Raw genomic sequence first — 25,375 nt, 5'->3', positions numbered from 1 at the left:
CGTGATGCCCAGCGTGTTCGGCCACAGCCCGCAGATGCCCATCGGCGACGGTGATCCACTCTCTGTTGCTGATCAGGTACCACCTCCCTCCAGCGACTCTCCACTTCTCTCAGCGAACTCATCCCGTGCCGATGGGTACAAGGACGGTGTTGTCATTGAAGGCGGGTGTCGAGGGAGAAACGGGCCGGCCGATGGAAGAACGGTCATCGCCGAAACGAGGTATGGGTCAACACAGCTCTGTGGTGATCCGCGGTCGTCAACCGGAGTACTCAGCCGCTGGGGAATCGGACGGCGCACCTTGTCCGGCGGGCAGGTCGGGACAGGTGCGCTCGTATGGGATGTCTGGTAACAGCTGCTTCCATTCGGTCATGGACAGGTTGCGGTTGACCAGTTCACAGCCGACGGACTGCCAATCCGAAAAATAGGGATTCCACAGTCGCACCGCGCCATCCCGGCTGGCGGTGGCCAGCAGAGACCCGTCCGGGCTGAACGCCACCCCCCACACCGTGTCGGTGTGGCCGCTCAGCGGTTGCCCGTGGGGTCGGCCGCTGGCCACGTCCCACAGCCGGACCGTCTTGTCGGCGCTGGCGGTGGCCAGCAGCCGCCCGTCCGGGCTGAACGCCACCCCCCACACCGTGTCCGTGTGGCCGGTGAGCGGCTCGCCGTCGGGTTGGCCGGTGGCCACGTCCCACAGCCGCACCGTCTGATCCCCGTGGGCGCTGGCCAGCAGCCGTCCATCGGGGCTGAACGCCACCGCGAGCGCTGCGTTACTGACGCCGGTCAGTGGTTGGCCGTGGGATTGGCCGGTGGCCATGTCCCACACCCGCACCGTGCCATCGCCGCTGGCGGTGGCCAGCAGCGCCCCATCCGGACTGAACGCCACCCCCCACACCGTGTGGGTGTGGCCGGTGAGCGGTTCGCCATGGGGTTGGCCGGTGGCCACGTCCCACAGCCGCGCCGTCTGATCGGCGCCGGCGGTGGCCAGCAGCGCCTCGTCCGGGCTGAACGCCACCGCGTACACCGTGTTGATGTGGCCTTGCAGTGGGGCGCCGTGCGGCTGGCCGGTGGCCACGTCCCACAGCCGCGGCGTGGTGTCGGCGCCGGCGGTCGCCAGCAGAGACCCGTCCGGGCTGAACGCCACCCCGTTCGCTGCGTCGGTGTGGCCTTGCAGTGGGGCGCCGTGCGGCTGGCCGGTGGCCACGTCCCACAGCCGCACCGTCTGATCCCCGCTGGCGCTGGCCAGCAACCGCCCGTCCGGGCTGAACGCCACCCCGTTCACCGCGTCGGTGTGACCTTCCAGCGGTCGGCTGACGGAGATGGTCTCGGCGACGTCCCACAGCCGCACCGTGGCATCTCCGCTGGCGGTGGCCAGCAGTTGCCCGTCCGGGCTGAACGCCACCCCCCACACCGTGTCGGTGTGGCCCGTCAGTGGGGTGCTGTGGGGTTGGCCAGTGGCCACGTCCCACAGCCGCGCCGTGCGATCAGAGCTGGCGCTGGCTATCAGCCGCCCGTCCGGGCTGAACGCCACCCCGTACACCGTGCTGGTGTGGCCGGCCAGTGGGGTGCTGTGGGGCTGGCCGGTGGCCACGTCCCACAGCCGCACCGTCGTGTCCCAGCTGCCGCTGGCCAGCAGAGACCCGTCCGGGCTGAACGCCGCCCTGGTCACCGCGTCGGTGTGGCCTGCCAGTGGGGTGCCGTGGGGTTGGCCGGTGGCCACGTCCCACAGCCGCACCGTCTGATCCCCGCTGGCGGTGGCCAGCAACCGCCCGTCCGGGCTGAACGCCACGCCGTTCACCCAGTCGGTGTGGCCGGTGAGCGGTTCGCCGTGCGGCTGGCCGGTGGCCACGTCCCACAGCCGCACCGTGGTGTCCTGGCTAGCGGTGGCCAGCAGCGCCCCGTCCGGGCTGAACGCCACCCCCCACACCGTGCTGGTGTGGCCGGTGAGCGGTTCGCCGTGCGGCTGGCCGGTGGCCACGTCCCACAGCCGCACCGTCCGATCAGAGCTGGCGCTGGCCAGCAACCGCCCGTCCGGGCTGAACGCCACCGCATTGACCCTGTCGGTGTGACCTTCCAGCGGTCGGCTGACGGAGATGGTCTCGGCGACGTCCCACAGCCGAACCGTCTGATCCCCGCTGGCGGTGGCCAGCAACCGCCCGTCCGGGCTGAACGCCACGCCGTTCACCCAGTCGGTGTGGCCGGTGACACGCTGGGACGCGTGGGTGATTCGGGCCATCCCCGCTATGAGTCCGGCTGAGGGCTCTGGTGATTGACCTCGGGCCAGGCTGAGGCTCTGCAATCCGGCCAGGATCGCAACTTCCGGCCGGGTGTCGACCAGTTGCTCCGCCTCCCCGGCCGCCTGCCGGGAGAGCGTCAGCCGGGTCAGTGCTTGAGCTTCCCGTTTCGCGTTCAGAGCCAGGACGCCGGCCACCAGCGCAACTGCCAGCAGCGCCGCCAGGCCGCTGGCCAGCGCACGCAGTCGTCGATTGGACCGGCGGGTGGTCTCCAGCTCGCGGGTAGCCAGGGCGCGACTGGCCTCCAAGAATTCTTGCTCCAGCGGGCCCAGTTCGCCGGGGTGCTGGGTGGTCCACTCGTCGACGGTGGTCAGCCGGCCCCCGCGCAGCAGATAAGAGTCGTCGCGCTGGCCGTGCTGCCAGTCGGCGGCCAGCCGTTCCAGTTCCGAGCGCAGCCGCAGCAGCTCCCGGTCGGCCTCGATCGCCTCCCGCAGCGGTGGCCACTGTCGCAGCAGCGCCTCGTGCGCCACCTCCACCACGGCCTCGGCGTCGGGAGCCGCGGGATCCTGGTCACTGACCAGCAGGGAGGCGTCGACGAAGGCGTCGATCACCACCCGCTCCTCGGCGCTGAACGCGTTGCAGCGCACCCGCCGGCGAGTGGGCTGCTCCTCGCCGGTGACGGTGGCCAGCCGGGTCAGCGTGGGCAGCACCGAGGAGCCCAGGCCGCGCCGGTCCAGCTCGTCAGAGAGCCGGTCGGCGCGGTGGCGCAGGGCGCCGACGACGCCGCCGACGGCGTCGTAGTCGGCCGCGGTGATGCGGCCCTCGGGTCCGGCTCTCTGGTAGAGCTCGTGCAGGGTGTAGCCCAGCAGCGGGAGCGCGTCCCCGCCGGCGGTGTCCTCCACCATCCGCTCGATCAGCCCGGGGTCGAGGTCCAGCCCGGCCCGCTGGGCGGGGCGGGCGATCACCTCGGCCAGCCGGGCGCGGCTGAGCGGCTCGATGACCAGTGGATCGTCGACGGCCTCGGCCAGCCCGGCGCGGTCGGGGGCGGTGCTGAGGAACTCCGAGCGCAGGGTGGCCACCGCCCACACTGGGCTGTCCTCGTGCAGCGCGCCGGCCAGCAGCTGCAGGAAGGCCTGCTGCTCTCGGGCGCCGGTGCGGGTCAGCAGCTCCTCGGCCTGGTCCACGATCACCAGCACGCCCGGCCGGCCGGTGCCGTTCGCGGCCAGCTCGGCCAGCTGCCCGGCCAGCTCGACCAGCCCCGCCGGGCCCCGTGCCAGGGCCGCGGCCACCTCCTCGGCCGAGCGCGGCCGGCCGCGGGCGGCGAGGGCCCGGGCCAGTGCGCCGGCCAGGTTGGCGGTGGGCTGCCGTCCGGGGCGTAGCGGCGGCAGCACCACCCACCGCTGCGGCTGCCGGGCCAGCCGGGGCAGCAGGCCCGCGTGCAGCAGCGAGGACTTGCCGCTGCCCGACGGTCCGATGACCGCCACCATCCGGCCCGGGCCGTGCTGCAGGGTCGGGGTGAGCAGCTCCATCAGCCGGTGGGTCTCCGGTTGGCGGCCGAAGAACACCGCGGCGTCCTCCGGGGCGAAGGGCTTCAGGCCCGGATACGGTGAGCGGGCCGGATCCCAGGCGAAGGAGTCGGCCGGATCCAGCCCGGCCGACCGCAGCCCGGCCAGCAGCCGGGCCAGCCCCGGCCCGGGGTCGGTCAGGTCGGTCAGGTCGGTCCACTGCACGTCGGCCAGCAGCGGCAGCTCGACCCCTGGCTGCAGCCGCACCGGGAACACCGGCCGGCCCAGCGAGCGGGCCAGGCCGATCTCGATCGAGCACCACCGGGAGGCGACCGACGCCTCGCTGGCTAGGAAGACCACCGCGTCGGCGCGGCGCAGCTGGGTGTACAGCTCCCGCTCCCAGCTGCGCCCGGCGGGAATGCCCTGTTCGGGGTCGAAGTCGACGAACAGCGCGGCGAACCCGGCGGCCCGCAGCCTCTCCACCACCCGCTCGGTGACCGTCTGATCTCGGCTGCTGTGGCTGACGAACACCGAGGCCATGGACCGTGCCCTTCGCTGGCGCGTCGCTACTGGCACGTGGACGACGCATCAAGGGTCGGTCCGGCACGTCACGATGACGTCACCTGTACGTCACCGCGCTCGACCGGTAGAGGCTGCAGCGGCCGCGTCAGGACAAGCGCTTGACGTGTAGCCGCAGGACAGCAGACGGCACGAGGAGTCGCCGTCCTCGGCCCGAGGACAGGTCGCGGTGCGCCTGTGGCGTGGAGGTGGCATGGAGGCGGCATGGAGGCGGCATGGAGGCGGCATGGCCGGGGGCAAGCGGCCCACGTACCGTGCAAGGCGAATGTGCCAATCCCATGGGACGGGGTCGTCCGGAACGGTCGGGGTCGTCCAGACCGCGTCGTCGTGGGTCCAACAGCGAGAAGGCGAGAGTTCATGACCACCGACGGCAACCGCCCCAGTGTGGCGGTGATCGGCGCCGGCCCCGCCGGGCTGACCGCCGCCTACGAGTTGGTGCGTCGCCAGGTCCCGGTCACCGTGCTCGAGGGTGACTCGATGGTGGGCGGGATCAGCCGCACCGCCGAGCGGGAGGGCTGGCGCTTCGACATCGGCGGCCACCGCTTCTTCACCAAGGTGCCCGAGGTCGAGGCCCTCTGGCACGAGATCCTCCCCGACGAAGACTTCCTGCTCCGGCCGCGGATGAGCCGGATCTTCTACGACGGCAAGCTCTACGACTACCCGCTCAAGGCGAGCAACGCCCTGGGCAACCTCGGCCCCGTCGAGGCCGTGCGGTGCGTGGCGTCCTACCTGTGGGCGCGGATCCGCCCGCCGAAGAACCAGGACACCCTCGAGGGTTGGATCGTCGCCCGCTTCGGCAAGCGCCTGTACCAGCACTTCTTCAAGACCTACAACGAGAAGCTCTGGGGCGTCCCGGTCGACCAGCTGCCGGCCGACTTCGCCGCCCAGCGGATCAAGAACCTGTCGCTGACCGGTGCGGTGATCAACGCGCTGACCCCCAAGCGCAACCAGAAGGAGATCACCTCCCTCATCGAGGAGTTCCAGTACCCGAAGTACGGGCCCGGGATGATGTGGGAGACCGCGGCGCGCAAGGTGCAGGAGCGCGGCGGCACGGTGGTCATGGAGGAGAAGGTCCGCACCGTGCACTGGGAGCCGGGCCGCGGGGTCACCGGCCTGACCACAGTGGTCACCGGCGGCTACGGCGCCGGCGCGGGCGCGCCCGAGGCCAGCCGCAGCGACATCGGCGCCGAGAGGCACTACGAGGCCGACGAGTTCATCAGCTCGATGCCGTTCTCCTCGCTGGTGAACGCCCTCGACCCGAAGCCCCCGGCGGAGGTGCTGGCAGCGGCCGACGGCCTGAAGTACCGCGACTTCCTCACCGTGGCGCTCGTGCTCCCGGTCGAGGCCGGCTTCCCCGACAACTGGATCTACATCCACTCCCCCGACGTCCAGGTCGGCCGGATCCAGAACTTCGGCTCCTGGTCGCCGTACCTGGTCAAGGACGGGCGCACCTGCCTGGGCCTGGAGTTCTTCGTCAACGTCGGCGACGACACCTGGAACCGGTCCGACGAGGACCTCATCGCGCAGGGTGCCCGTGAGCTCGAGCAGCTCGGGCTGGCCAAGGCCTCCGACGTCGAGCGCGGTTTCGTCGTCCGGATGCCGAAGGCCTACCCGTTCTACGACGCCGGGTACAAGGACAACGTCGAGGTCATCCGGCGCTGGATGGAGGAGAACACGCCGAACCTGCACCCGGTCGGGCGCAACGGCATGTTCCGCTACAACAACCAGGACCACTCGATGCTCACGGCCATGCTGACCGTGCAGAACATCGCCGACGGCACGCACCACGACATCTGGGACGTCAACGTGGAGGAGGACTACCACGAGGAGGTCTCGTCGCAGCGCACGGACGCCACGGCGGACGACCAGGGGAGTCCCCGCCCCACCGCGGCGTGACGCAGGCACCAGGCGCCCGTCGCCGGCCGGAGTCCCCCGAGGACCCCGCGCCGGCGGCGGGCGCGTCCGCGTCCGGGGCAGCCGACGCCCGCCCGGGCCCGGTGGCCCGCACGCTGCGGCTGGCCCGCCGGCACGCCGCCTTCCTCGTCGTGCTGGTCCTCGCCGCGATCGCGCGCGGCTACGTGACCGCGGCGTACTCGACGGCGCTGTGGTTCCCCGACTCGGGCACCTACGTCGACCGGGCCGCGTGGGTGGAGCCGGCCGTCGACCGGCCGTGGGGCTACTCGGCCTTCCTGGCCCTGCTGAACCCGGTGACCACGTTCCGCGAGGTGGCCGTCGTCCAGCACCTGCTCGGCCTGGCCGTCATGGTGCTGGTCTACGTGCTGCTGCAGCGCCGGGACGTCCCCCGCTGGCTGAGCCTGCTCGCCGTCCTGCCGCTGGGCTTCGACGCGCATCTGCTCAACGTCGAGCACTTCATCCTGGCCGAGACGCTGTTCGTGTTCCTCATGGCCCTCGCACTGGTGCTGCTGCTCGTCCGCGAGCGGCCGGGGCCCTTGCTCGTCGCGGCGGTCGGCGCGGTCCTGGGCCTGCTGACGCTCACCCGCACGGTGGGGCTCTTCCTCGTGGGCGTCGTGTTCGTCTACCTGGTCGTCCGGTTGCTGGTCCGGACGCTGCGCTGGCCGGTGGTCGTCGCCTTCCTCGGCGGCGTCACTGCGGTGCTGGTGCCCTACGCGGCCTGGTTCGGCAGCGTGCACGGCTCGTTCGCGCTCACCGACTACACCGGCCACTTCCTCTACGGGCGGGTCGCCACCTTCGTCCAGTGCGAGCGGCTCGACGTGCCGGAGCGGCTGCAGCCCCTGTGCCCGACCGAGCCGCCGGAGGAGCGCCGCCCCGGCGACCAGTTCGTCTGGTTCACCGACAGCCCGGCCAACGCCGTGGTGGACGGCGAGCGGGTGTGGTCGGAGGAGGACCTCGCGGAGTTCGCCACCATCGCCATCACGGGGCAGCCGTGGGACTACCTGCGCCAGCTGCTCTCGGAGACGGTCCACTACGTCGAGCCCGGCCGGGTCTCCGGCCCGCAGGACACCTGCCCGACTTGGTGGGCGTTCCCGTACCCGGAGCCGGTGGAGCAGTACAACTGCACGCCGGTGCTCGCCCCCGGGCCGTTCGGCTACGACGAGGAGATGGTCGGCGACCTGCGCTCGTACCAGCGCTACTTCTCCACCCCCGGACCGGTGCTGGGCGTGTGCCTGCTCCTGGGTCTGGGGGCGCTGGTGCTGCGCCGGCGTGACTGGCGGGACCGGCTGGACCCGGCGCTGCTGTCGCTGATCGGGCTCACCCTCATGGCGGGGCCGGCCGCGACCGCCTCGTTCGACTTCCGCTACGTGCTGCCGACGCTGGCCGTCCTGCCCCCGGCCGCCGCGCTGGCGCTGCGCGGGGTCTCGCTGCGGCGACGGCAGGACGAGCAGGTTCCCGTGGAGGAGCCCCGGCCCGAGCCCGCGCCGGCGGCCGGCTGAGCCGCCCTCTCCCGGAATGCACCGCGGCCCCGGTCCCCTGTGCAGGGGGCCGGGGCCGCAGTCGTCGTCCGCCTCAGCAGCAGCGGCTGACCGGGTTGCGCTCCAGCTCGTCGGCGCGGCGCCGCTCGAACTCGCGCCGGCTCATCGGCGCGTGCCCGTGGTCGGCACAGTGCCGCAGGTAGTCGTCCCAGCGAGCCTCGCCGCTCCACTCGCGCAGGTACCAGCGGACCCCGTGCCAGGCACGGCCGGCGGCCGACCGGACGGTGGTGGCCATCCCCCCGGTCACCGTGGCGGACCCTCCTCGGTGAAGGTGCCGTGGCCCCGCGTGCCCGCGCCGACCAGCCGCTCCTGCTCGGCCATGGCGCGCTTCTCCTCCGCGGTCGCGAACAGCCCGGAGGGCTCGACGATCGAGGACGGCACCGCCGGCTCCTCGGTCGTCGGCACCGGTCCCCCGGTCCGCAGGGCCCGGGCGATCACGACCACCGCGTTGACGACCACGACCAGGACGAGCAGGGCGAAGACCGCTTGGAGCACGCCGTTCAGCGTGGAGTTGTAGATGATCCGGTCCATCTGGTCGGCGCTCTTCGCCGGCGCCAGGAGCTCTCCTGCCGCCGCGGCGTCGGCGTACCGCTGGCGCTGCGCGAAGTAGCCCACCGCCGGGTCGGCCGAGAACACCTTCTGGAAGCTCGCCGTCATGGTGACCACGAGGTCCCACGCCAGCGGGACGGCGGTCACCCAGGCGTACTTCACCTTGCCGTGCTTGATCAGCAGCACCGTGACCAGCGTCAGCGCGATGGCCGCCAGCAGCTGGTTGGCGATGCCGAACAGCGGGAAGAGCTGGTTGACGCCGCCGAGCGGGTCGGTGACCCCGACGTAGAGGATGTAGCCCCACAGCGCGACCACTGCGGCGCTGGCCAGGATGTTGCCGGGCCGCCACGACAGGTCACCGAAGCGCTTCCAGACGTTGCCGATCGTGTCCTGCAGCATGAACCGGCCCACGCGGGTGCCGGCGTCGACGGCGGTGAGGATGAACAACGCCTCGAACATGATCGCGAAGTGGTACCAGAAGGCGGCCATGCCGGCGCCGAACGCGTCGGACAGGATGTTCGCGATGCCGACGGCGAGGGTGGGCGCGCCACCGGTGCGGGAGACCAGGCTCGGCTCCTGGACCGCGGCCGAGGCCGCGGCGAGGTCCTGTGCCGAGGTGGGGAACCCGAGCCCGGTCACGTAGGCCGCCGCCGTCTCCGGTGTCCCGCCGGTGGCGCCGGCCGGCGCGTTCATCGCGAAGTAGAGCCCCTGGTCGATGACCACCGCCGCGATCAGCGCGCTGATGGCGACGAAGGACTCCATGAGCATGCCGCCGTAGCCGATCAGGCGGACCTGGCTCTCCTTGGCGACCATCTTCGGGGTCGTCCCCGAGGAGATCAGGGCGTGGAAGCCCGACAGCGCGCCGCAGGCGATGGTGATGAACACGAACGGGAACAGCGACCCGGCGAAGACCGGGCCGGTGCCCTCCCGGGCGAACTCGCTGACCGCGTCGGCCTGCAGCACCGGTCGGGCCAGGATCAGGCCGATGGCGAGCAGGACGATCACGCCGACCTTCATGAAGGTCGACAGGTAGTCGCGCGGGGTGAGCAGCAGCCACACCGGCAGCACCGAGGCGACGAAGCCGTAGACCACCAGGGCGAGGACCAGCCACTCCTTCGACAGCGTCAGCGCCGCGCCGAGCCCGGTGTCGTCGATCAGGCCGCCGCCGATGACCGCGGCCAGCAGCAGGACGACGCCGATGGCGGTGGCCTCGAGGACGCGGCCCGGGCGGATGGTGCGCAGGTAGACGCCCATGAACAGGGCGATCGGGATGGTCAGCGCGATGGAGAAGACACCCCACGGCGACTCGGCGAGCGCGTTGACCACGATCAGCGCGAGCACGGCCAGGATGATGATCATGATCGCGAAGACGGCGATGAGCGCCGCGATGCCGCCGACGATCCCGATCTCCTCGCGGACCATCTGGCCGAGGCTCTTGCCGTTGCGGCGCATCGAGAAGAACAGGACGGTCATGTCCTGCACCGCACCGGCGAAGATGACGCCGACGATGATCCAGATGGTGCCGGGCAGGTAGCCCATCTGGGCGGCGAGCACCGGCCCGACCAGGGGACCGGCGCCGGCGATCGCGGCGAAGTGGTGCCCGAAGAGCACGCGCCGGTCGGTGACGTCGAAGTCGATGCCGTTGTGGAGCCGCTCGGCCGGGGTGGCCCGCCGGTCGTCGACCCCCAGCACGCGGCGCGCGATGAACTTCGCGTAGAAGCGGTACGCGATGGCGTACGAGCACAGCGCGGCGAACAGGATCCAGAGGGCCGAGACGGTCTCCCCGCGGGCCAGCGCGAGCACCGTCCACGCGACGGCGCCGACGATCGCCACCGCCGTCCAGACCAAGATGCTCTTCAACGTCGGACGGCGACGGCCGGCCCCTCCGGGGGGTCCTCCGTCGGTGTCGTGCCTGCTGACGGTGGTGGACACGTTCGCCCTCCCTGCGTGTGCAGACAGCGCCCGGACGACGCCGTCCTGTGGACGCTGGGAGCATGCCAAGCCCTCCGCCGTCCCACCAGCAGGGGGCCGGGTCGTGACCGGCCCGTGATCGAGGATCTCCTCGCCCCCCCACCACTCGCACGCTCGCGACGGGGCCGGCAAGGGGCCGGAGTCCTCCTAGCAGCCCCAGACCTCCTGGGCGGTCTCGACGACGAGCGCCAGCTTGGCGACCTGCTCGTCCCGGGTCAGCGCGTTGCCCTCCACGGTCGAGGAGAAGCCGCACTGCGGGGAGAGCGCGAGTTGCTCGAGCGGCACGTACCGTGCGGCCTCGTCGATGCGCCGCTTGAGGTCGTCCTTGTCCTCCAGTTGCGGGCGCTTGGTCGTGACCAGGCCCAGGACGACGCGCCTGCCCGGCGGCACGAAGCGCAGCGGCTCGAACCCGCCGGAGCGGGCGTCGTCGTACTCCAGGAAGAACCCGTCGACCTCCAGCCCGCCGAACAGCGCCTCGGCGACGAAGTCGTAGCCGCCCTCGGCGACCCACGAGGAGCGGAAGTTGCCCCGGCACATGTGCGTGGTGACGGTCAGTCCCTCCGGCCGGCCGGCGAGCGCGGCGTTGATCTGGTGGATGTAGCGCTCGTGCTGGTGCTCGGCGTCCCGGCCCTGCGCGGCCAGCTCGGCGCGCTGCGCGGGGTCGTTGAGGTAGGCCAGGCTGGTGTCGTCCAGCTGCAGGTAGGTACAGCCCTGAGCCGCGATGCCCCGCACCTGCTGGGCGTAGGCCGCCGACAGCGCGTCCCAGAAGGCGTCCTCGTCGGGGTAGACGGCCGGGTCGATCGCCGCGGCGCCCCCGCGGTAGTGGACCATCGACGGCGAGGGGATCGTGAGCTTCGCCGTCTGTCGCCCGGAGACCTGCCCCTGCAGGTACGCGAAGTCCGCGGCGAAGATAGGCTCGTCGATCGACAGCGGCCCGTCGACGTGCAGGCCCGCCGGCGTGAAGTCGATCGTCCCGTCGGCGTTCTTGAAGTGGACGACGATGTCCTCGCCGGTCACCTTGCTGATGCCGCCGATGGCGTAGATGAAGTCCATGTGCCACGAGGCGCGGCGGAACTCGCCGTCGGTGGCGGTGCGCAGGCCGACGTCGGCCTGCATGCGGACGGCGTCGGCGATCGCCCCGTCCTCGACGCCGCGCAGCTCGGCCGCGTCGATCTCCCCGGCGGCGAAGCGGGCCCTGGCCTCGAGCAGGCCCTGCGGCCGCAGGAGGCTGCCGACGTGGTCGGCGCGGAACGGCGGTCCGGAGGTGTCGGTCATGTCCCCGAGCTTGCTCCCCGGCGCGGTGCGTCGCAGCGCCTCCCCCGCTGCGGTGCGCCACCCCCGCGACGGGGTAGACCACCCACATGACCGACCCCTTGGAGATCGAGGCACAGGGCGAGTCGGAGTTCCTCGTCCGGCTGCGCGGCGACGGCGGGGAGACCGAGTCCTGGTTCCGGCTCACGCCCGAGCTCCGCGAGGAGCTCGACCTGGACGTGGACGACGAGGAGCTGGTCCGGCGGACCGTCCACTTCCTCCTCGGCCACCAGGACGTGGCCGACTTCCCCGACATCGTCGAGATCGAGGACGTGGCCGCGGCCTACCCCGACTACCTCGACGCCGTCCGCGACTGACCGCTCCGGGCACTCCGGTGATCCGGATCATGCGGGTCCACGAGCTCGACCCCGACGTCCCCGGTGCCCGCTTCCTCGTCGACCGGTTGTGGCCGCGCGGGGTCGCCCGGGACGCCCTGGCGCTGGACGGCTGGCTCCGCGACGCCGCACCCAGCGACGAACTGCGCCGGTGGTTCGGCCACGACCCGGCCCGGTGGGCGGAGTTCCGCCGCCGCTACGTCGCCGAGCTCGAGGCGTCCCCCGAGAGCTGGGCGCCGCTGCGGGCCGCGGCCGCCGAGGGCGACGTCGTCCTCCTGTACGCCGCCCGGGACCGCGAGCACAACAACGCCGTCGTCCTGCGCGACCACCTCGAGGGCCGGCTCAACCGGTAGCCCGGGTCACGGCGGCCCGTGGCGGAGGTCGCCGAGGGCCTCCGGCGGGAAGGTGCAGGTCGTGTCGCCGAGCAGCAGGGCGCGGTAGGTCGCCGTGGCCGCCTCCTCCAGGTTCAGCGCCCGCCGGTAGGCCATCCCGACGTCGGGTCCCACGGTCGAGCAGCCGTGGTGCGACAGCACCAGGCAGTCGTGCTCGCGGAGCTGCTCGGCGGCGGCGTTAGCGAGCTCGTCGGAGCCGTTCGGGAGGTACGGCACGGTCCCGACCGACCGCACGTAGGCGGCGTGGTCGAGGGTGATCAGCCGGATCCGGTGGCCGAGCGCGTCGACCAGGACGGCGTGCTGCGGGTGCAGGTGGACGACGGCGTTCACGTCGGGCCGGGCGAGATAACTGCGCTGGTGCAGCTTCCACTCGGTCGACGGTCGCCCGGCGCCGCCGGTGACCTCGCCGTCCAGGGTCACCACGCTGAGGTCCGCGGGCGTGAGCCGGTCGAGCCAGGTGCCGGCCGCCGTCACGAGGAACTCGCGGTCGTCCGGCAGCCGGGCCGAGAGGTTGCCGCCGCTGGCCAGGGCCAGGCCGCGCTGGACCGCCAGCCGGCCGACCTCGACGAGCTGGTCGACCACCTCGTCGCGGGTCGTGGGCGCCCTCACGCCGAGAAGTAGGAGGCCACGTCGGACGGCGCGAACCGCCCCCGGTCGGTGACCACGACGCTGACGAAGCGCGGGGGTGTGACGTCGAAGGCCGGGTAGACGCCGGTGACCAGCTCCGAGGCCGTGCGCTGCCCGAGGCAGTGCAGCACCTCGCGCCCGTCCCGGTCCTCGAGCTCGACGGCGGCCGCGTCCGGCGCCAGGGGATCCGGGGCCTGCACCAGGGCCAGGTACGGCACGCCGAAGGCGTGCGCCGAGACGGCGATCTGCAGCGTGCCGATCTTGTTGACGACGGAGCCGTCCATCGTGACGCGGTCGGCCCCGGTCACGAACACGGAGACCTCGCCGCGGCTCATCAGGTGCGCCGCCATCCCGTCGGTGACCACCCGCGTGGCCACGCCCATCTCCGCCAGGCTCTCCGCGGTCAGCCGGGCGCCCTGCAGGTAGGGACGCGTCTCGGTGCAGACGGCGTCGATCCGCCGGCCCGAGCGCAGCACCGCCGCGACGGTCTCGGTGAGATAGGACTCCGCCCAGCAGTGGGTCAGGACCGTGGCGCCGTCGGGGACCAGCGCGGCGGCGTGCTCGCCCAGGCGCCGGTGGCCGGCCCGGTGCCGCTCGGCGGCGTCCCGGGCGGCCTGCTCGACGGCCGGCCCAGGCGGCTCTCCGGCGTCCACGGCGGCCGTCCCGACCGCCAGCAGCTCGGCGACGACGTCCCGGATGCCGTTGTTCGTCGGTCGGGTGGACACCAGCCGGTGGCCGGCCGCCGTCAGGAGGTCGCGGCGGGCTCGTGCCGTGGGGAGCCGGTCGGCGTCCCGGGCGGCCAGCGTCATCCCGCCGGCCGCCGCGAACAGCGGACCGAGGCTCTGGGTCACCATGTCCTCGATCGCCCGGGCGACGTCCTCGTGGCTGCGGCAGGTCACCCACCGGCGCTGGAAGGGGAAGACGCGGCGATCGAGGATCCGCACGGCGTCCGGTTCCACCACCACGCTCTGCCCGACCAGGGTCGGTACCGGGATGTCCACGGTGGCGGTCACGGTCGGTCGCTCCTCGGGGTCGATCATCGGCGAGTGGCCGGCCGACGTGCCGGCGGGGGCAGCCACTCGACGATGATCGCGGCCCGATCGGGCGTCGGCTAGATGCCGGTGACGCGCGTCGGTTCGGGAATCTACAGCCGCCACTGGAGGTTCACGGAGGTGTCGGACACGACGAGATCTCGAGAGGAGGACGCACCATGACGCTCCCCGTCCGTTCCCCGTCCCGCTCCACTGCGCGATGGGACCCCTTCCGTGAGCTGGACGAGCTCTACGAGCGGGTGAACACGCTGTGGCAGTCCGGGCTGACCGGCGCCCTGGACCACTGGTCCCCGCTGGCCGACGTCGAGGAGGCCGACGACGCCTACACCGTCGAGCTCGACCTCCCGGGCGTGGCGCGCGAGGACGTCGACATCCAGCTCGACGACCGCCGGCTGACGGTCTCCGGCGACATCGAGGAGAAGGAGCGCAAGGGCATCCTGCACCGGCGCACCCGCCGGGTCGGCCGCTTCCACTTCTCGGTGACCCTGCCCGGCGACGTCGACGCCGACAACGTCAGCGCCCAGCTGCACGACGGCGTGCTGACCGTGCACGTCCCGAAGGCCGCGCAGGCCAGGCCGCGGCGGATCGCCATCAGCAGCTGACCCCTGACGCGAGTGCGCGCTGCTGGTCGCCTCCCCGCACCGGACGCGTCCACCAGCGCGCACTCGCAGGGGCGCTCAGACCCCGGTGATGTGCTCGGGGCGGATGGGCACCCGGCGCAGCGGCTTCCCGCAGGCGGCGCGCACCGCGGCGGCGACCGCCGGGCCCGAGGAGATGGTCGGCGGCTCCCCCACCCCACGGACGCCGTAGGGCGCGTGCGGGTCGGCGTACTCGAGCACCTCCACCCGCATCGGCGGCATGTCGAGGATCGTCGGCAGCAGGTAGTCGGTGAAGGACGGGTTGCGCACGTGGCCGTCGCTCACCACCACCTCCTCCATGAGCGCCAGCCCCATCCCCTGCGCCGACCCGCCGTGGATCTGGCCGACGACGGCGTCGGGGTTGATCGCCCTCCCCACGTCCTGGGCGGTGTCGAGGGCGACCACCTTGACCAGGCCGAGCTCGGTGTCGACGTCGACCACCGCGCGGTGCGCCGAGAACGCGAACTGCACGTGCGCGTCGCCCTGGCCGGTCTCGGGGTCGACGGCGTGGGTGGGCCGGTGCCGCCACTCGACGGTCTCCTCGACCGCGTCGTCCCCCAGCACGTCGGCGAGCCCGGCGAGCACCTCGCCGCCGGCGCCGACGACCTTCTCGCCGTCCAGCGCGAGCCCGGCGACCGGCCGGCCGAGCGCGACGGCGGCCCGCCGCAGCACCGCCGTCCGCACCGCCTCGCAGGCGGCCTTGACCGCCCCGCCGGTCACGTAGGTCTGCCGGGACGCCGACGTCGAGCCGGCCGAGCCGACCGTGGTGTCGGCCGGGACGACGACCACCCGTTCCACGCCCAGCTCGGTGCGGGCGATCTGCTGCTGCACGGTGACCAGTCCCTGGCCGACCTCGGCGGCCGCGGTGTGCACGGTGACCACCGCCTCGCCGGCGACCACCTCGAGCCGCACCCGTGCGGTCGAGTAGTCGTCGAAGCCCTCCGAGAACCCGATGTTCTTGTAGGTGACCGCGTAGCCGACGCCTCGGCGCACGCCCTCGCCGTGGGTGGTGTTGCCGACGGCCCCGGGCAGGTTCCGCAGGTCGGAGGTCTCCAGCGGCGGTGGCAGCGGCATCGCCGCCACCCGCTCCAGCAGCTCGGCGACCGGGGCGGCCGAGTCGATCACCTGGCCGGTGACGTTGCGGTCGCCCTCGCGCATGCCGTTGCGCCGGCGGATCTCCACCGGGTCGACGCCGACGGCGGCGGCGAGCTCGTCCATCAGCGCCTCGTGCGCGAAGGCGGCCTGCACGCAGCCGAAGCCGCGCATCGCCCCGCACGGCGGGTTGTGGGTGAACACGCCGCGGGCGTCGACGGCCACCGAAGGGAGGCGGTAGGGGCCCAGGCCCAGCAGCCCGGCGTTGCCGACCACGGCGGCGGTCGAGGAGGCGTAGGCACCGCCGTCGAGCAGCACGTCCGCCTTCGCGTAGACGAGCGTCCCGTCGCGCTCGGCGCCGAACTCGTAGGTCATCGTCGCCGGGTGCCGGTGCACGTGCCCGTAGAAGGACTCCTCCCGGCCGTAGCTCATCTTCACCGGCTTGCCGGTGCGCAGCGCCAGCAGGCAGGCGTGCACGTGCACCGAGAGGTCCTCGCGGCCGCCGAACGCGCCGCCGACCCCGGCCAGGGTCAGCCGCACCTTCTCGGGCGGCATGCCCAGGGCCAGGCACACCTGCCGCTGGTCGACGTGCAGCCACTGGGTGGCGACGTAGAGGTCGACGCCGCCGTCCTCGGCCGGGACGGCGAGCCCCGACTCCGGCCCGAGGAACGCCTGGTCCTGCATCCCGACCTCGAAGTCGAGGCTGACCACGACCGGCGCGGTGGGCGCGGGGTCGCCGCGGCGCAGCCGCAGGTGGCGGACCAGGTTCCCGCCGGGGTGCACCTGAGGCGCGTCGTCGTCCAGGGCCCGGCGGGGGTCGGTGAGGGCGGGCAGCACCTCGTAGTCGACGCGGATGCGCGCCGCGGCCCGGCGGGCGGTCTCGGGGTGGTCGGCGGCGACGAGCGCCACCGGCTCGCCCTCGTAGCGGACGACGTCGGCGGCCAGCACCGGCTGGTCGGCGTGCTCCAGCCCGAAGGCGTTCTCGCCGGGGACGTCGTCGGCGGTGAGGACGGCGCTGACCCCGGGCACGGTGAGCGCCTCGGCGACGTCGATGCGCCGGATGCGGGCGTGCGGGTGGGGGCTGCGCAGCGTGACGCCCCAGACCATGTCGTCGTGCCAGAGGTCGCTGGCGTAGGCGAACTCGCCGGTGACCTTGAGCGTGCCGTCGGGTCGCTGCGCGCTCTCGCCGATGCGGCCGGTGGTGCGGGCCCCGGTCTGCGTGGTGGTCATCGGGTCGCCTGCCGCCGGGCGGCCAGCCGGACCGCGTCGAGGATCTTCTCGTAGCCGGTGCAGCGGCACAGGTTGCCGGCCAGCGCCTCGCGGATCTCCGGGTCCGACGGCTCGGGCACCCGCGCCAGCAGGTCGGAGGCCATGACGACCAGTCCGGGCGTGCAGAACCCGCACTGGACGGCGCCGGCCTCGACGAAGGCCTCCTGCACCGGGTGCAGCGCCTGCCCCTCGGCCAGCCCCTCCACGGTGGTGACCTCGCGGCCGATGGCCTGCCCGGCGGCGACCAGGCAGGCGCACACGGGCTCGCCGTCGAGGTGGACGGTGCAGGAGCCGCACTCCCCCTGCTCGCAGGCGTTCTTGGCCCCGGGCAGGCCCAGCCGCTCGCGCAGCAGGTGCAGCAGGCTCTCCCCCGGCCAGACGTCGTCCGCCGTGCGCTCGATGCCGTTGACGGTGGTGGTGACGCGCATCAGGCAGCCCTCCTCAGGTCGTCCCAGGCCCAGGTGACGGCGCGGCGGGCCAGCACTGCGAGCGAGTGCCGCCGGTAGGCCGCCGTCCCCCGGACGTCGTCGATGGGTGCGGCCGCGCCGGCCACCCGCTCGCCGAAGGCCTGCGCCAGGCCCTCCGGCAGCGGTCGGCGGGCGGCCCAGTCGAGCTCGCCGGCGAGGAACTCCTCGGCCTCGGTGGCGCGGCGCGGGGTGGGCGCGGCCGACCCGATGCCGGTGCCCACGGCCTGCCGGTCGGGGTGCAGGGCGAGGGCGAACGCCGACACCGAGATGACCATGGCGTTGCGGGTGCCGACCTTGCAGAACTGCTGCGGCCCTCGCGCGGTGCGCACGTGGACGGCGGCGATGAGCTCGTCGGGGGCGAGGGCGTTGCGCTTGACGCCGGTGAAGAACTCCGCGACCGGCACCCGCCGGGTACCGCGGGCGGCCGAGGCCACCTCCACCTCGGCGCCGGCGGCGAGCAGCGGCGGGTGCGCGTCGCCGGCCGGGGACGCCGACCCGAGGTTGCCGCCGACCGTGCCGCGCACCCGGATCTGCGGCGAGCCCACGGTGCGCGCGGCCATGGCCAGGCCGGGCAGCCGGTCGCCGAGCTCGGTGATCACCCGGGCGTAGGGGACGCCGGCGCCGAGCCGGACGACCCCGTCGTCGACCGACCACTCCCGCAGCTCCGCGATCCGGGTGAGGTCCAGCAGCGCCCCGGGACGGCGGCGGTCGAAGTTGAGCTCGACCATGACGTCGGTGCCGCCGGCGATCGGCAGCGCGTCGGGCCGTTCGGCCCGGACCGCGAGTGCCTCGTCCCACGACGACGGCTGCAGGAAGTCCATCGCCCCTCCTCGTCCCCCGCTCGGTGTGCCGAGCACTGTGCACGAGGTCCGTCACGAAGAGGGAACAGCGCGTCGCGGGCGCTGACAAGGAGGGTCAGCCGGCGGTCGGCTCCAGGGTCTGGACCATCTCGTCGAGGACGGCGACCGCGCGCTCGTGGTCCCCGCCGGGCAGCTCGACGGCGTCGGCGACCAGGGTGCGGCCGTCGAGGTCCAGCGCCCAGGTCGTGATGCGGGTGCCCTCCGGGTAGAGGCCGACGGTCGTCACCTGCTCGGTGCGCACCGCCGAACGGCCGCCGACCTCGAGCTCGGTGCGCGCCACCTCGTCCGGCACCCGCACGGCGACCTCGGCCAGGAGTGCGTCGACGACCTGCAGGGTCACCGGCGCGGTCCGCACGTCGGAGGCCTCGGGGACCACGACCTCCCCGCCGGGCCCGAACCAGCTGCACTGCGGCAGCACGCCGGCCTCGTTGGTCGACCAGTCGGCCGGGTACGAGACCCGGTGACCGGCGGGGCCGGTACACAAGTTCTGCCCCCCGGTCACGGCGACGGCCTGGGCGACGGGCGAGACGCTGACGGCCTGCGGCGCGGGGCCGGTGGCCGGGGCCGCGCAGGCGGCAAGAACGAGCAGTGGGGCGGCGGCCGCGGTGGCGCGGAGGTGGCGCACGGTCTGGGCGTCCTCCCGGTCGGGTGCACGGACCCCCTCCCCCTGCCCACCCGCCGTACCTGCCGAAACGCGACGGCGGCGGCCCCCGCGAGGGAGCCGCCGCCGCGGTGCAGGAGCTGCGGACTACTGGACGGTGATCCGGTCGGTCGCGGGCGGCGCCACCGGCGACCGGTCGGTCAGGTAGGCGGTGAAGGCGTCCAGGTCGATCGGACCGGTCACCGCGTTGGTGCCGCCGGTGAGGACGGTGAACCCGTCACCCCCGCCGGCGAGGAAGTTGTTCACGGTGACCCGGTAGGTCTGCCCGTCGACGACGGCGGCCCCGCCGATCGTCACCGTCTCGTTGAGCACCCGCCCGCCGGCGCAGTTGCCGGTGGTGCTCGGCGCGCCCGAGGCGGTGACGGTGTAGCGGACCGTGTCCGAGGGCTGCAGCACCTTGGCGGTCGTGTACTGCTGCTCGAGCAGGCACTGGACCTGGGCTCCGGTCAGGTCCAGGGTGACCAGGTTGTTGGCGAACGGCTGGACCGTGAACGCCTCCTCGTAGGTGACCTCGCCGGCCGGCAGGTCGGCACGGACGCCGCCCGGGTTCATGAAGGCGGCGACGGCCCGCTGCTCGTCGTCCGTGGCGGCCAGCTGGGCGTCGGCGATGAGGTTGCCGAGGGGGGACTCACCACTCGGGACGGCCGTCCTCGTGATCGTGCTGCTGGCCGTGCCCACGACCCTGCTCGCGATCGGGCCCAGCGCCTGCCGGTAGCCGGCGATGAGCTGCGTCTGCGCGGGGTCGCCGGCCCCGTCCCGGGTGACGACGACGTTCTCGGCGCTCGCGGTGAGGACGTCGCCGGTGCGCCGATCGATCGACAGGTCGATGTCGGTCACCAGGCGGCCGAACGAGCTGCCGCTCGTGACCAGCTTGCCGCCGATCTCGCAGTTGTAGGCCTGGTGGGTGTGCCCGCTGGCCACCACGTCGATCGCGTCCGACATGCCCTCGGCGATGTCGACGACCGGGCCGGTGAGGCCGTTGCAGCCGTTGACGTCCCAGGCGTTCGGGCCGGACTGGGCGCCTCCCTCGTGCAGCAGCACGACGATCGTCTCGACGCCACGGGCCTGCAGCTCCTGGGCGTACCGGTTGGCGGTCTCCACCTCGTCGGCGAAGTCGAGCCCGGCCACGCCCTGCTGGCTGACGATGTCCTCGGTGCCCTCGAGGGTCATGCCGATGAAGCCGATCTCGACGCCCTCGACCTCGTCGATGGCGTACGGCGCCAGCAGGGGCTCCCCCGTCTCGGTGACGAACGCGTTGGCCGACAGGTACTGGAAGTCCGCGCCCGCATACGGCGTGCCGTCGGCACACCCGTCGACCGGGTGGCAGCCGCCGTTCTGGATGCGCAGCAGTTCGGCCGCACCCTCGTCGAACTCGTGGTTGCCCACGCTGGCGTAGTCCAGCCCGGCCAGGCCGAGCGCCTCGATGGTCGGCTCGTCGTGGAAGGCGGCCGACAGCAGCGGGGAGGCGCCGATCAGGTCTCCCGCGGCCACGGTGATGGTGTTCTGCTCCTGCTCCGCGGCGAGTTGCGCCAGCTGGGTGCTCAGGTACTCGACGCCACCGGCGTCGACGGTGACCGCCGTCCCGTCGGCGTTGACGCCGGTCTGGATCCGCCCGCTCGACCCGGTCGGCGGCTCCAGGTTGCCGTGGAAGTCGTTGAGCGCGAGCAGCTGCAGCTCGACCGGCTCGGGTCCGGCACCGGGCTTCGCCCCGCGCCCCGGCTCGGCGGCGGCGGGCACGGCTGCGGCCACGGCGAGGCCGGCGATCGTGGTCGTCACGGCGGCCGCGACGGTGGCGCGGCGGGCGGTGGGTCGCATCGGTTCCCCCAGGGAGACAGACCGGACCGTTCCGGCACGACCTGACTGTGTAGTCGGAGATGATCGTCACGTGCCGGCCCCGAGGCCGGACGAGCGACTCACCGTCGCCGGGACCGGAGCCCGGCGTCAAGGTCGCCGGCCGGGTCAGCCGGTGCGCCGCTGCACCGTCCGAGCGGTCACCCGGCGGATCCGGTCGGCCTGCCGGGAGAGCAGGTGGTCCAGCACCCGGTCCACCGGGGGCACCTCGCCCAGCCGGGCCAGCCCCATCCACCGCGGGACGGCGACCGTGCGCGACCACGGCGCGGTCAGGCAGCCGGCGATCTGGTCGGCCACCCGCTCGGGGCGGATCCCCCGGGAGAGCCGGCCCCGGGCGTCGTCGTCCGACACCGGCGGCGACCCGTGCCCGCGGGCCAGCCACTCGGTCCGCACGGGGCCGGGGTTGACCGTGTGCACCCGCACGCCCCGGGCGGTCACCTCCCGCCGCAGCCCCTTGACGAAGCCGTGCACGCCGGCCTTGGTCGCCGAGTAGACGGTCAGCGGCGGCACCTGCGACCAGGCCGCCGCCGAGGCGACCGTGACCACGTCGGCCCTCCCCCGCTGCGCCGCCGCGCCGAACAGGTGCGGCAGGGCGATCCGGGTGAGCTCCACGACCCCGGTCAGGTTGAGCGCGATCAGCCGCTCGACGGCGTCACCGGGCATGTCCTCCACGAGCCCCGCCCAGCCGAGCCCGGCGTTGAGGACGACGGCGTCGAGCCGCCCGTGCTCGTCGAGGACGCGGTCGAGCAGCCGTTCGCGGTCGGCGGCGTCGGCGACGTCGGCCACCACCGTGCTCACCCCCGGCAGACCGCTGACGGCCTGCTCCAGCCGGTCGCCGCCGCGGGCGCAGGTCACCACCCGCGCGCCGTCGCGGGCCAGCCGGGTCACGGTGCTGCGGCCGATGCCGGCGCTGCCGCCGGTGACGAGGACGACACGGCCGGGAGAGCTGGGGTCCATGGACCCCCTCTACCCGTGGACCAACACCACACCCCTGACGTGCTTCGACGGCGCCGGCCCTGGGCATGGTCGCTCCATGCGCCTGCCCGAGCCTCGGGGTCCCTTCACCTCCGCCCTCTGCGCCGACCTGACCCGCGGCGCGCTCGCCGCTGCGACCGTCGAGCTCGCCGAGCGGACCGCGGCCATCGCGACCTACCCGCTCCTCGACGAGGACCTCCAGCTGGCCCTCGCGATCTGCTACGAGCTGCACTACCGCGGCTTCGACGACGTCGCCGAGACCTGGGAGTGGGACCCCGACCTGCTGCGGCTGCGCGCCCACCTGGAGCGGGCGCACACCGCGGCACTGCGCGCGCTGGTCGGCGAGCCCGAGGTCACCGACGAGCCGGTCGACCGGCAGCTCACCGCCCTCATCGCGGCCGACGACAGCCCCTCGCTGTCGTCGCACATGTCACGCAGCGGCTCGCTGGAACAGTGGCGCGAGTACCTCACGCTGCGCTCGGTGTACCACCTCAAGGAGGCCGACCCGCACACCTTCGCCGTCCCCCGGCTGTCGGGGCGGGCGAAGGCGGCGATGGTCGAGATCCAGGCCGACGAGTACGGCGGCGGGTCGGCCGCGCGCATGCACAGCCGGCTGTTCGCCGACATGATGCGCGATCTCGGTCTCGACGACACCTACGGCGCGCTGTGGGACGACGCCCCGGCCGCCGCGTTCGCCTCGGTCAACACGATGTCGCTGTTCGGGCTGCACCGGCGCTGGCGGGGTGCGGCGCTCGGCCACCTGGCCTGCGTGGAGATGACCTCCTCCGAGCCCTCGCGCCGCTACTCGGCGGGGCTGCGCCGGCTGGGGTACCACGGGACGACGACGGTCTTCTACGACGAGCACGTCGAGGCCGACGCCGTCCACGAGCAGATCGCCTCGGTCGACATGTGCGGCTCCCTGGTGGCCGAGGAGCCCGCGCTCGCCGCCGACGTCCTGTTCGGGGCGGCCTGCTCGCTGGCGATGGACGGCCTGGCGGCTCGCCACCTGCTCGGCGCCTGGGAGGCCGGGCGGTCGGCCCTGCGCGGGGAGCGTCCCCTGGCCGCCTGAAGGAGGACCACCCTTCCCCCCGCCTCGTGGAAGGGCCCCGTCCTGCCCACCCCTCGCACGCTCGGGGCGGGGCCCGGGACGGGGCCGGCGGGCTCCTGGAGGGTGGCCGTTCCACCACGTCACAGGAAGGCGTTCCGGGTGGACTCTCCGGTCCGGCTGCCGATGACAGAGCCGGACCCCAGGAGAGGACGCCGATGAGGATCCGCAGCACCCGCACCCCCGAGGTCGCCGCACCGACGGGGCCGCCGCCCCGGGACAGCGAGGCCCTCGAGCACGTGCTCGAGGCGCTCGACGCCGGTGTGACCGGCGAGGCCGACGCCCACCGGCGCGTCGTGCGGGCCCTCGCCGAGGCGCTGGAGCTGCCCTACGCCGCGGTCTGGCTGGCCGACCCCTCCGGCGGGTTCCGCCTCGACGGCGAGTTCGGCCGGCTGGCCGGGCGGCTGGCACGCGACCCGCGCGCCGGCGCGACGCTGCCCGCGACGTCGGCGCTGGTGCGGCGGGCGACCGCGTCACGGGTGGCCGTCGCCAGCGACGACGGCGGGCCCGACGCGGCCCGGCGTCGGGACGCGGCCGCGGCCCTCGGCACCCCGGAGGGAGCCTGGCTGCCGGTGTTCACCGGCGACCGGCTCGTCGCGCTGCAGGAGTTCTACGCCGACTTCCCGCTGCCCTTCCTGGGGGCCCGGGGCCAGAAGTGGACGTCGCTGAGCCGCGTCGCCGCCCATGCGCGACAGGGGGCCGTGGCCACGGTCGCCCTCCGCGAGGCCGTCGACGACCGCGTGGCCGTCGCCGAGGTGGCCAAGAGGCTCGGGGAGGCGCAGGACGTGCGCACCGCGGTGCGGACGGCCCTCGAGACGGTCCGCGCCGCGTTCGGGTGGGCCTACGGCTCCTACTGGGAACTCGACGAGCAGGAGCACGTGCTCCGCTTCGGTGTCGACTCCGGCTCGGCCGGCGAGGAGTTCCGGCGGGTCACCCTCGCCGCGACCTTCGCCGAGGGCGCCGGGCTCTCCGGCCGTGCCTGGCGGGAGCGCGACCTGGTCTTCGTCCGCGATCTCGCCGACGTCCCCGACTGCGTCCGCGCACCGGCCGCGCAGCGGGCCGGTGTCCGTTCGGGGGTGTGCTTCCCGGTCGAGGTGGAGGGGCGCGTCCTGGGGACGATGGACTTCTTCGTCACCGAGACCGTGGACCTGTCCGAGTCCCGCGCCTCGGCGCTGCGCAACGTCCAGCAGCTGGTCTCCCAGCGCATCGAGGTGCTGCGGCGCACCGAGCTGGACGCCGAGAACGCGCGGGCCCTGCTCGACACGGTCGCCCAGCTCCGGGAGGCCGCCGCGGACGCCGGCCGGGTGGCCGAGGAGGCCGTGGCCCGGGCCTCGGCGATGACCGGCGAGGTGGAGGCGCTGAGCCATGCGTCGGCCTCCGTCAGCGACGTCATCCGGATCATCTCCTCGATCGCCGACCAGACCAACCTGCTGGCGCTCAACGCCACGATCGAGGCCGCCCGCGCCGGGGAGCTGGGCCGCGGCTTCGCCGTCGTCGCCGGGGAGGTCAAGGACCTCGCGCGGGAGACGGCCGCGGCCACGCAGCGCGTCTCCGCCCAGATCACCGGCATCCAGACCAGCACCGGGTCGGTGTCGGCCGGCATCCACGCGACCAGCGAGGTGATCGGTCGGCTCGACGCCGTCCAGGCCCGGATCGGCGCGGCCCTCGAGGCGCAGGAGCGGATGGCCCGGACGTTCGAGGGACGCTGAGAGCTACGGCGCGTCGCGCGGGACGTCGTCCCGCCGGGCCTCGCACAGGATGCGGGCGGCCGGCCGCGGGCGGCTGGGAGCGCTCGGGGCGGAGAAGCCGGCGCGCTTGTGCGAGCCGTCGCAGAACGGCTTGATGCCGGACTTCCCGCACCGGCACAGCGCGATCGTCTCGCGGCCCGGGTCGATCTCGTTGCCGTCCTGGTCGAGCAGGCGGAAGTCCCCGCGGACGATCAGCGGACCGTCCCGGTAGGGCGTGATGGTGGCGCCGCGCTCCGACGTCGGGGCGGCGTCCTCGGGGCTGACCGGGTGGGGGTCCGACACCCCCCTGCCCTGCCCCGGCCGGGCGCCGCGCACACCCGGCCTCGCCCTCCGGGGCTACGCCGTCCTCCGGGGCTACGCCGTCAGGGCCGGTCCTCGCCCCAGCGCACCCATGAGGCGAGCAGCGGGTGCTCCGCCGCGAACTGTTCGGCCGCACTGGGCTGCCGGGGTGTGCGCCGCGGGTGCGGGTGGTCGCGGTGGTGCAGCTCCTCCGAGCAGCGGCTGTGGCTCAGGTAGTGCTGGAGTGCCGCGGCGGGGTCGATCCGCCGACCGCGGGCGGCCACGTCGTGGCGGGCCTCCCACTCGGCCATCAGCTTCTCGGCCACCGACATGGAGTCCGCGCCCGACGGGCGCTCCGGCGAGCGGTGGACGGGATCTGACATCGCGCTCTCCTCCCGGACACGGGGCGTGCCCCGATCGTCCTCC

Annotated in this window: 21 protein-coding genes; 7 read left to right on the top strand and 14 right to left on the bottom strand. The window is 73.7% G+C overall.

Features of this window, described 5'->3' with window-relative positions; translation table 11 throughout:
- Positions 1-256: 256 nt before the first annotated feature.
- Positions 257-4,276, bottom strand: a complete 4,020-nt coding sequence (locus ACU610_RS03480) for an nSTAND1 domain-containing NTPase (protein ID WP_446766324.1) — start codon at positions 4,274-4,276, stop codon at positions 257-259.
- Between the two features lie 396 nt (positions 4,277-4,672).
- Between ACU610_RS03480 and ACU610_RS03475 the strand changes: the two genes are divergently transcribed.
- Together ACU610_RS03475 and ACU610_RS03470 are read left to right on the top strand one after the other, a co-directional pair.
- Entirely contained in the window at positions 4,673-6,211 is a 1,539-nt protein-coding gene (locus tag ACU610_RS03475; RefSeq protein ID WP_446766323.1) for an NAD(P)/FAD-dependent oxidoreductase, read from the top strand.
- Positions 6,208-7,728 (top strand): phospholipid carrier-dependent glycosyltransferase, encoded by a 1,521-nt coding sequence (locus ACU610_RS03470; RefSeq protein WP_446766322.1) that lies wholly within the window; start codon positions 6,208-6,210, stop codon positions 7,726-7,728. The genes ACU610_RS03475 and ACU610_RS03470 overlap by 4 nt, the downstream gene beginning before the upstream one ends.
- Positions 7,729-7,801: 73 nt before the next feature.
- Here the strand turns inward: ACU610_RS03470 and ACU610_RS03465 are convergent, their stop codons facing one another.
- The 3 genes from ACU610_RS03465 to ACU610_RS03455 all read right to left on the bottom strand — a co-directional run bounded on the left by ACU610_RS03465 (position 7,802) and on the right by ACU610_RS03455 (position 11,562).
- Complete coding sequence (locus ACU610_RS03465; protein WP_446766321.1) at positions 7,802-8,002, bottom strand: YbdD/YjiX family protein; 201 nt, start codon at positions 8,000-8,002, stop codon at positions 7,802-7,804.
- A gap of 8 nt (positions 8,003-8,010) precedes the next feature.
- Positions 8,011-10,176: a carbon starvation CstA family protein gene (locus ACU610_RS03460; RefSeq protein WP_446766320.1), complete on the bottom strand. Its 2,166-nt coding sequence runs from the start codon at positions 10,174-10,176 to the stop codon at positions 8,011-8,013.
- Between the two features lie 258 nt (positions 10,177-10,434).
- Positions 10,435-11,562, bottom strand: a complete 1,128-nt coding sequence (locus tag ACU610_RS03455; protein ID WP_446766319.1) for a 5-methyltetrahydropteroyltriglutamate--homocysteine S-methyltransferase — start codon at positions 11,560-11,562, stop codon at positions 10,435-10,437.
- Between the two features lie 86 nt (positions 11,563-11,648).
- Between ACU610_RS03455 and ACU610_RS03450 the strand changes: the two genes are divergently transcribed.
- Positions 11,649-11,915: a hypothetical protein gene (locus ACU610_RS03450; protein ID WP_446766318.1), complete on the top strand. Its 267-nt coding sequence runs from the start codon at positions 11,649-11,651 to the stop codon at positions 11,913-11,915.
- A gap of 29 nt (positions 11,916-11,944) precedes the next feature.
- Positions 11,945-12,286, top strand: a complete 342-nt coding sequence (locus ACU610_RS03445; protein ID WP_446766317.1) for a DUF488 domain-containing protein — start codon at positions 11,945-11,947, stop codon at positions 12,284-12,286.
- A 6-nt stretch (positions 12,287-12,292) separates the two neighbouring features.
- On the opposite strand, the gene ACU610_RS03440 is transcribed toward ACU610_RS03445, so the two are convergent.
- Both ACU610_RS03440 and ACU610_RS03435 read right to left on the bottom strand, forming a co-directional pair.
- Positions 12,293-12,934: a class II aldolase/adducin family protein gene (locus ACU610_RS03440; protein ID WP_446766316.1), complete on the bottom strand. Its 642-nt coding sequence runs from the start codon at positions 12,932-12,934 to the stop codon at positions 12,293-12,295.
- Positions 12,931-14,031: a s-methyl-5-thioribose-1-phosphate isomerase gene (locus ACU610_RS03435; protein WP_446766315.1), complete on the bottom strand. Its 1,101-nt coding sequence runs from the start codon at positions 14,029-14,031 to the stop codon at positions 12,931-12,933. Before ACU610_RS03435 ends, ACU610_RS03440 begins: the two co-directional genes overlap by 4 nt.
- Before the next feature lie 131 nt (positions 14,032-14,162).
- On the opposite strand from ACU610_RS03435, the gene ACU610_RS03430 reads away from it, so the two are divergent.
- Entirely contained in the window at positions 14,163-14,606 is a 444-nt protein-coding gene (locus ACU610_RS03430; protein ID WP_446766314.1) for an Hsp20/alpha crystallin family protein, read from the top strand.
- A 75-nt stretch (positions 14,607-14,681) separates the two neighbouring features.
- On the opposite strand, the gene pucD is transcribed toward ACU610_RS03430, so the two are convergent.
- From pucD to ACU610_RS03400, 6 genes are all read right to left on the bottom strand, one after another.
- Entirely contained in the window at positions 14,682-16,964 is a 2,283-nt protein-coding gene (gene pucD / locus ACU610_RS03425; protein ID WP_446766313.1) for a xanthine dehydrogenase subunit D, read from the bottom strand.
- On the bottom strand, positions 16,961-17,431 hold the full coding sequence (locus ACU610_RS03420) for a (2Fe-2S)-binding protein (protein WP_446766312.1): 471 nt from the start codon (positions 17,429-17,431) through the stop codon (positions 16,961-16,963). Before ACU610_RS03420 ends, pucD begins: the two co-directional genes overlap by 4 nt.
- Complete coding sequence (locus ACU610_RS03415; RefSeq protein ID WP_446766311.1) at positions 17,431-18,291, bottom strand: FAD binding domain-containing protein; 861 nt, start codon at positions 18,289-18,291, stop codon at positions 17,431-17,433. The genes ACU610_RS03420 and ACU610_RS03415 overlap by 1 nt, the downstream gene beginning before the upstream one ends.
- A gap of 94 nt (positions 18,292-18,385) precedes the next feature.
- Positions 18,386-18,955 carry a hypothetical protein gene (locus ACU610_RS03410; protein WP_446766310.1) on the bottom strand — a complete coding sequence of 190 codons (570 nt, stop codon included), beginning with the start codon at positions 18,953-18,955 and terminating at the stop codon, positions 18,386-18,388.
- A 123-nt stretch (positions 18,956-19,078) separates the two neighbouring features.
- A complete protein-coding gene (locus tag ACU610_RS03405) occupies positions 19,079-20,767 on the bottom strand; it encodes a bifunctional metallophosphatase/5'-nucleotidase (protein ID WP_446766309.1) in 1,689 nt (562 codons plus the stop codon).
- A 183-nt stretch (positions 20,768-20,950) separates the two neighbouring features.
- Entirely contained in the window at positions 20,951-21,799 is an 849-nt protein-coding gene (locus ACU610_RS03400; RefSeq protein WP_446766308.1) for an SDR family oxidoreductase, read from the bottom strand.
- A gap of 76 nt (positions 21,800-21,875) precedes the next feature.
- Between ACU610_RS03400 and ACU610_RS03395 the strand changes: the two genes are divergently transcribed.
- Together ACU610_RS03395 and ACU610_RS03390 are read left to right on the top strand one after the other, a co-directional pair.
- A complete protein-coding gene (locus tag ACU610_RS03395; RefSeq protein WP_446766307.1) occupies positions 21,876-22,886 on the top strand; it encodes an iron-containing redox enzyme family protein in 1,011 nt (336 codons plus the stop codon).
- 194 nt (positions 22,887-23,080) lie between these two features.
- Complete coding sequence (locus ACU610_RS03390; protein WP_446766306.1) at positions 23,081-24,631, top strand: methyl-accepting chemotaxis protein; 1,551 nt, start codon at positions 23,081-23,083, stop codon at positions 24,629-24,631.
- Positions 24,632-24,634: 3 nt separating this feature from the next.
- Here ACU610_RS03390 and ACU610_RS03385 read toward each other — a convergent pair whose 3' ends face one another.
- On the bottom strand, positions 24,635-24,952 hold the full coding sequence (locus tag ACU610_RS03385; protein ID WP_446766305.1) for a CDGSH iron-sulfur domain-containing protein: 318 nt from the start codon (positions 24,950-24,952) through the stop codon (positions 24,635-24,637).
- An 80-nt stretch (positions 24,953-25,032) separates the two neighbouring features.
- Positions 25,033-25,332, bottom strand: coding sequence for a hypothetical protein (locus tag ACU610_RS03380; protein ID WP_446766304.1), 300 nt, complete (start codon positions 25,330-25,332; stop codon positions 25,033-25,035).
- Between the last annotated feature and the right edge of the window lie 43 nt (positions 25,333-25,375).

It is taken from the genome of Geodermatophilus sp. URMC 61 (assembly GCF_052931555.1).
Note: the sequence above shows the minus strand (reverse complement) of the source record. Positions and strands in the feature narration are given on the sequence as shown.

What these genes read in the sequence shown, in the direction of transcription:
- ACU610_RS03455 (WP_446766319.1), bottom strand. Translation starts at nt 11,562, where the DNA reads ATGACCGACACCTCCGGACCGCCGTTCCGCGCCGACCACGTCGGCAGC.
- ACU610_RS03480 (WP_446766324.1), bottom strand. Translation starts at nt 4,276, where the DNA reads ATGGCCTCGGTGTTCGTCAGCCACAGCAGCCGAGATCAGACGGTCACC.
- ACU610_RS03415 (WP_446766311.1), bottom strand. Translation starts at nt 18,291, where the DNA reads ATGGACTTCCTGCAGCCGTCGTCGTGGGACGAGGCACTCGCGGTCCGG.
- ACU610_RS03430 (WP_446766314.1), top strand. Translation starts at nt 14,163, where the DNA reads ATGACGCTCCCCGTCCGTTCCCCGTCCCGCTCCACTGCGCGATGGGAC.
- ACU610_RS03420 (WP_446766312.1), bottom strand. Translation starts at nt 17,431, where the DNA reads ATGCGCGTCACCACCACCGTCAACGGCATCGAGCGCACGGCGGACGAC.
- ACU610_RS03445 (WP_446766317.1), top strand. Translation starts at nt 11,945, where the DNA reads ATGCGGGTCCACGAGCTCGACCCCGACGTCCCCGGTGCCCGCTTCCTC.
- ACU610_RS03465 (WP_446766321.1), bottom strand. Translation starts at nt 8,002, where the DNA reads ATGGCCACCACCGTCCGGTCGGCCGCCGGCCGTGCCTGGCACGGGGTC.
- ACU610_RS03390 (WP_446766306.1), top strand. Translation starts at nt 23,081, where the DNA reads ATGAGGATCCGCAGCACCCGCACCCCCGAGGTCGCCGCACCGACGGGG.
- ACU610_RS03395 (WP_446766307.1), top strand. Translation starts at nt 21,876, where the DNA reads ATGCGCCTGCCCGAGCCTCGGGGTCCCTTCACCTCCGCCCTCTGCGCC.
- ACU610_RS03475 (WP_446766323.1), top strand. Translation starts at nt 4,673, where the DNA reads ATGACCACCGACGGCAACCGCCCCAGTGTGGCGGTGATCGGCGCCGGC.
- ACU610_RS03400 (WP_446766308.1), bottom strand. Translation starts at nt 21,799, where the DNA reads ATGGACCCCAGCTCTCCCGGCCGTGTCGTCCTCGTCACCGGCGGCAGC.
- ACU610_RS03450 (WP_446766318.1), top strand. Translation starts at nt 11,649, where the DNA reads ATGACCGACCCCTTGGAGATCGAGGCACAGGGCGAGTCGGAGTTCCTC.
- ACU610_RS03380 (WP_446766304.1), bottom strand. Translation starts at nt 25,332, where the DNA reads ATGTCAGATCCCGTCCACCGCTCGCCGGAGCGCCCGTCGGGCGCGGAC.
- pucD (WP_446766313.1), bottom strand. Translation starts at nt 16,964, where the DNA reads ATGACCACCACGCAGACCGGGGCCCGCACCACCGGCCGCATCGGCGAG.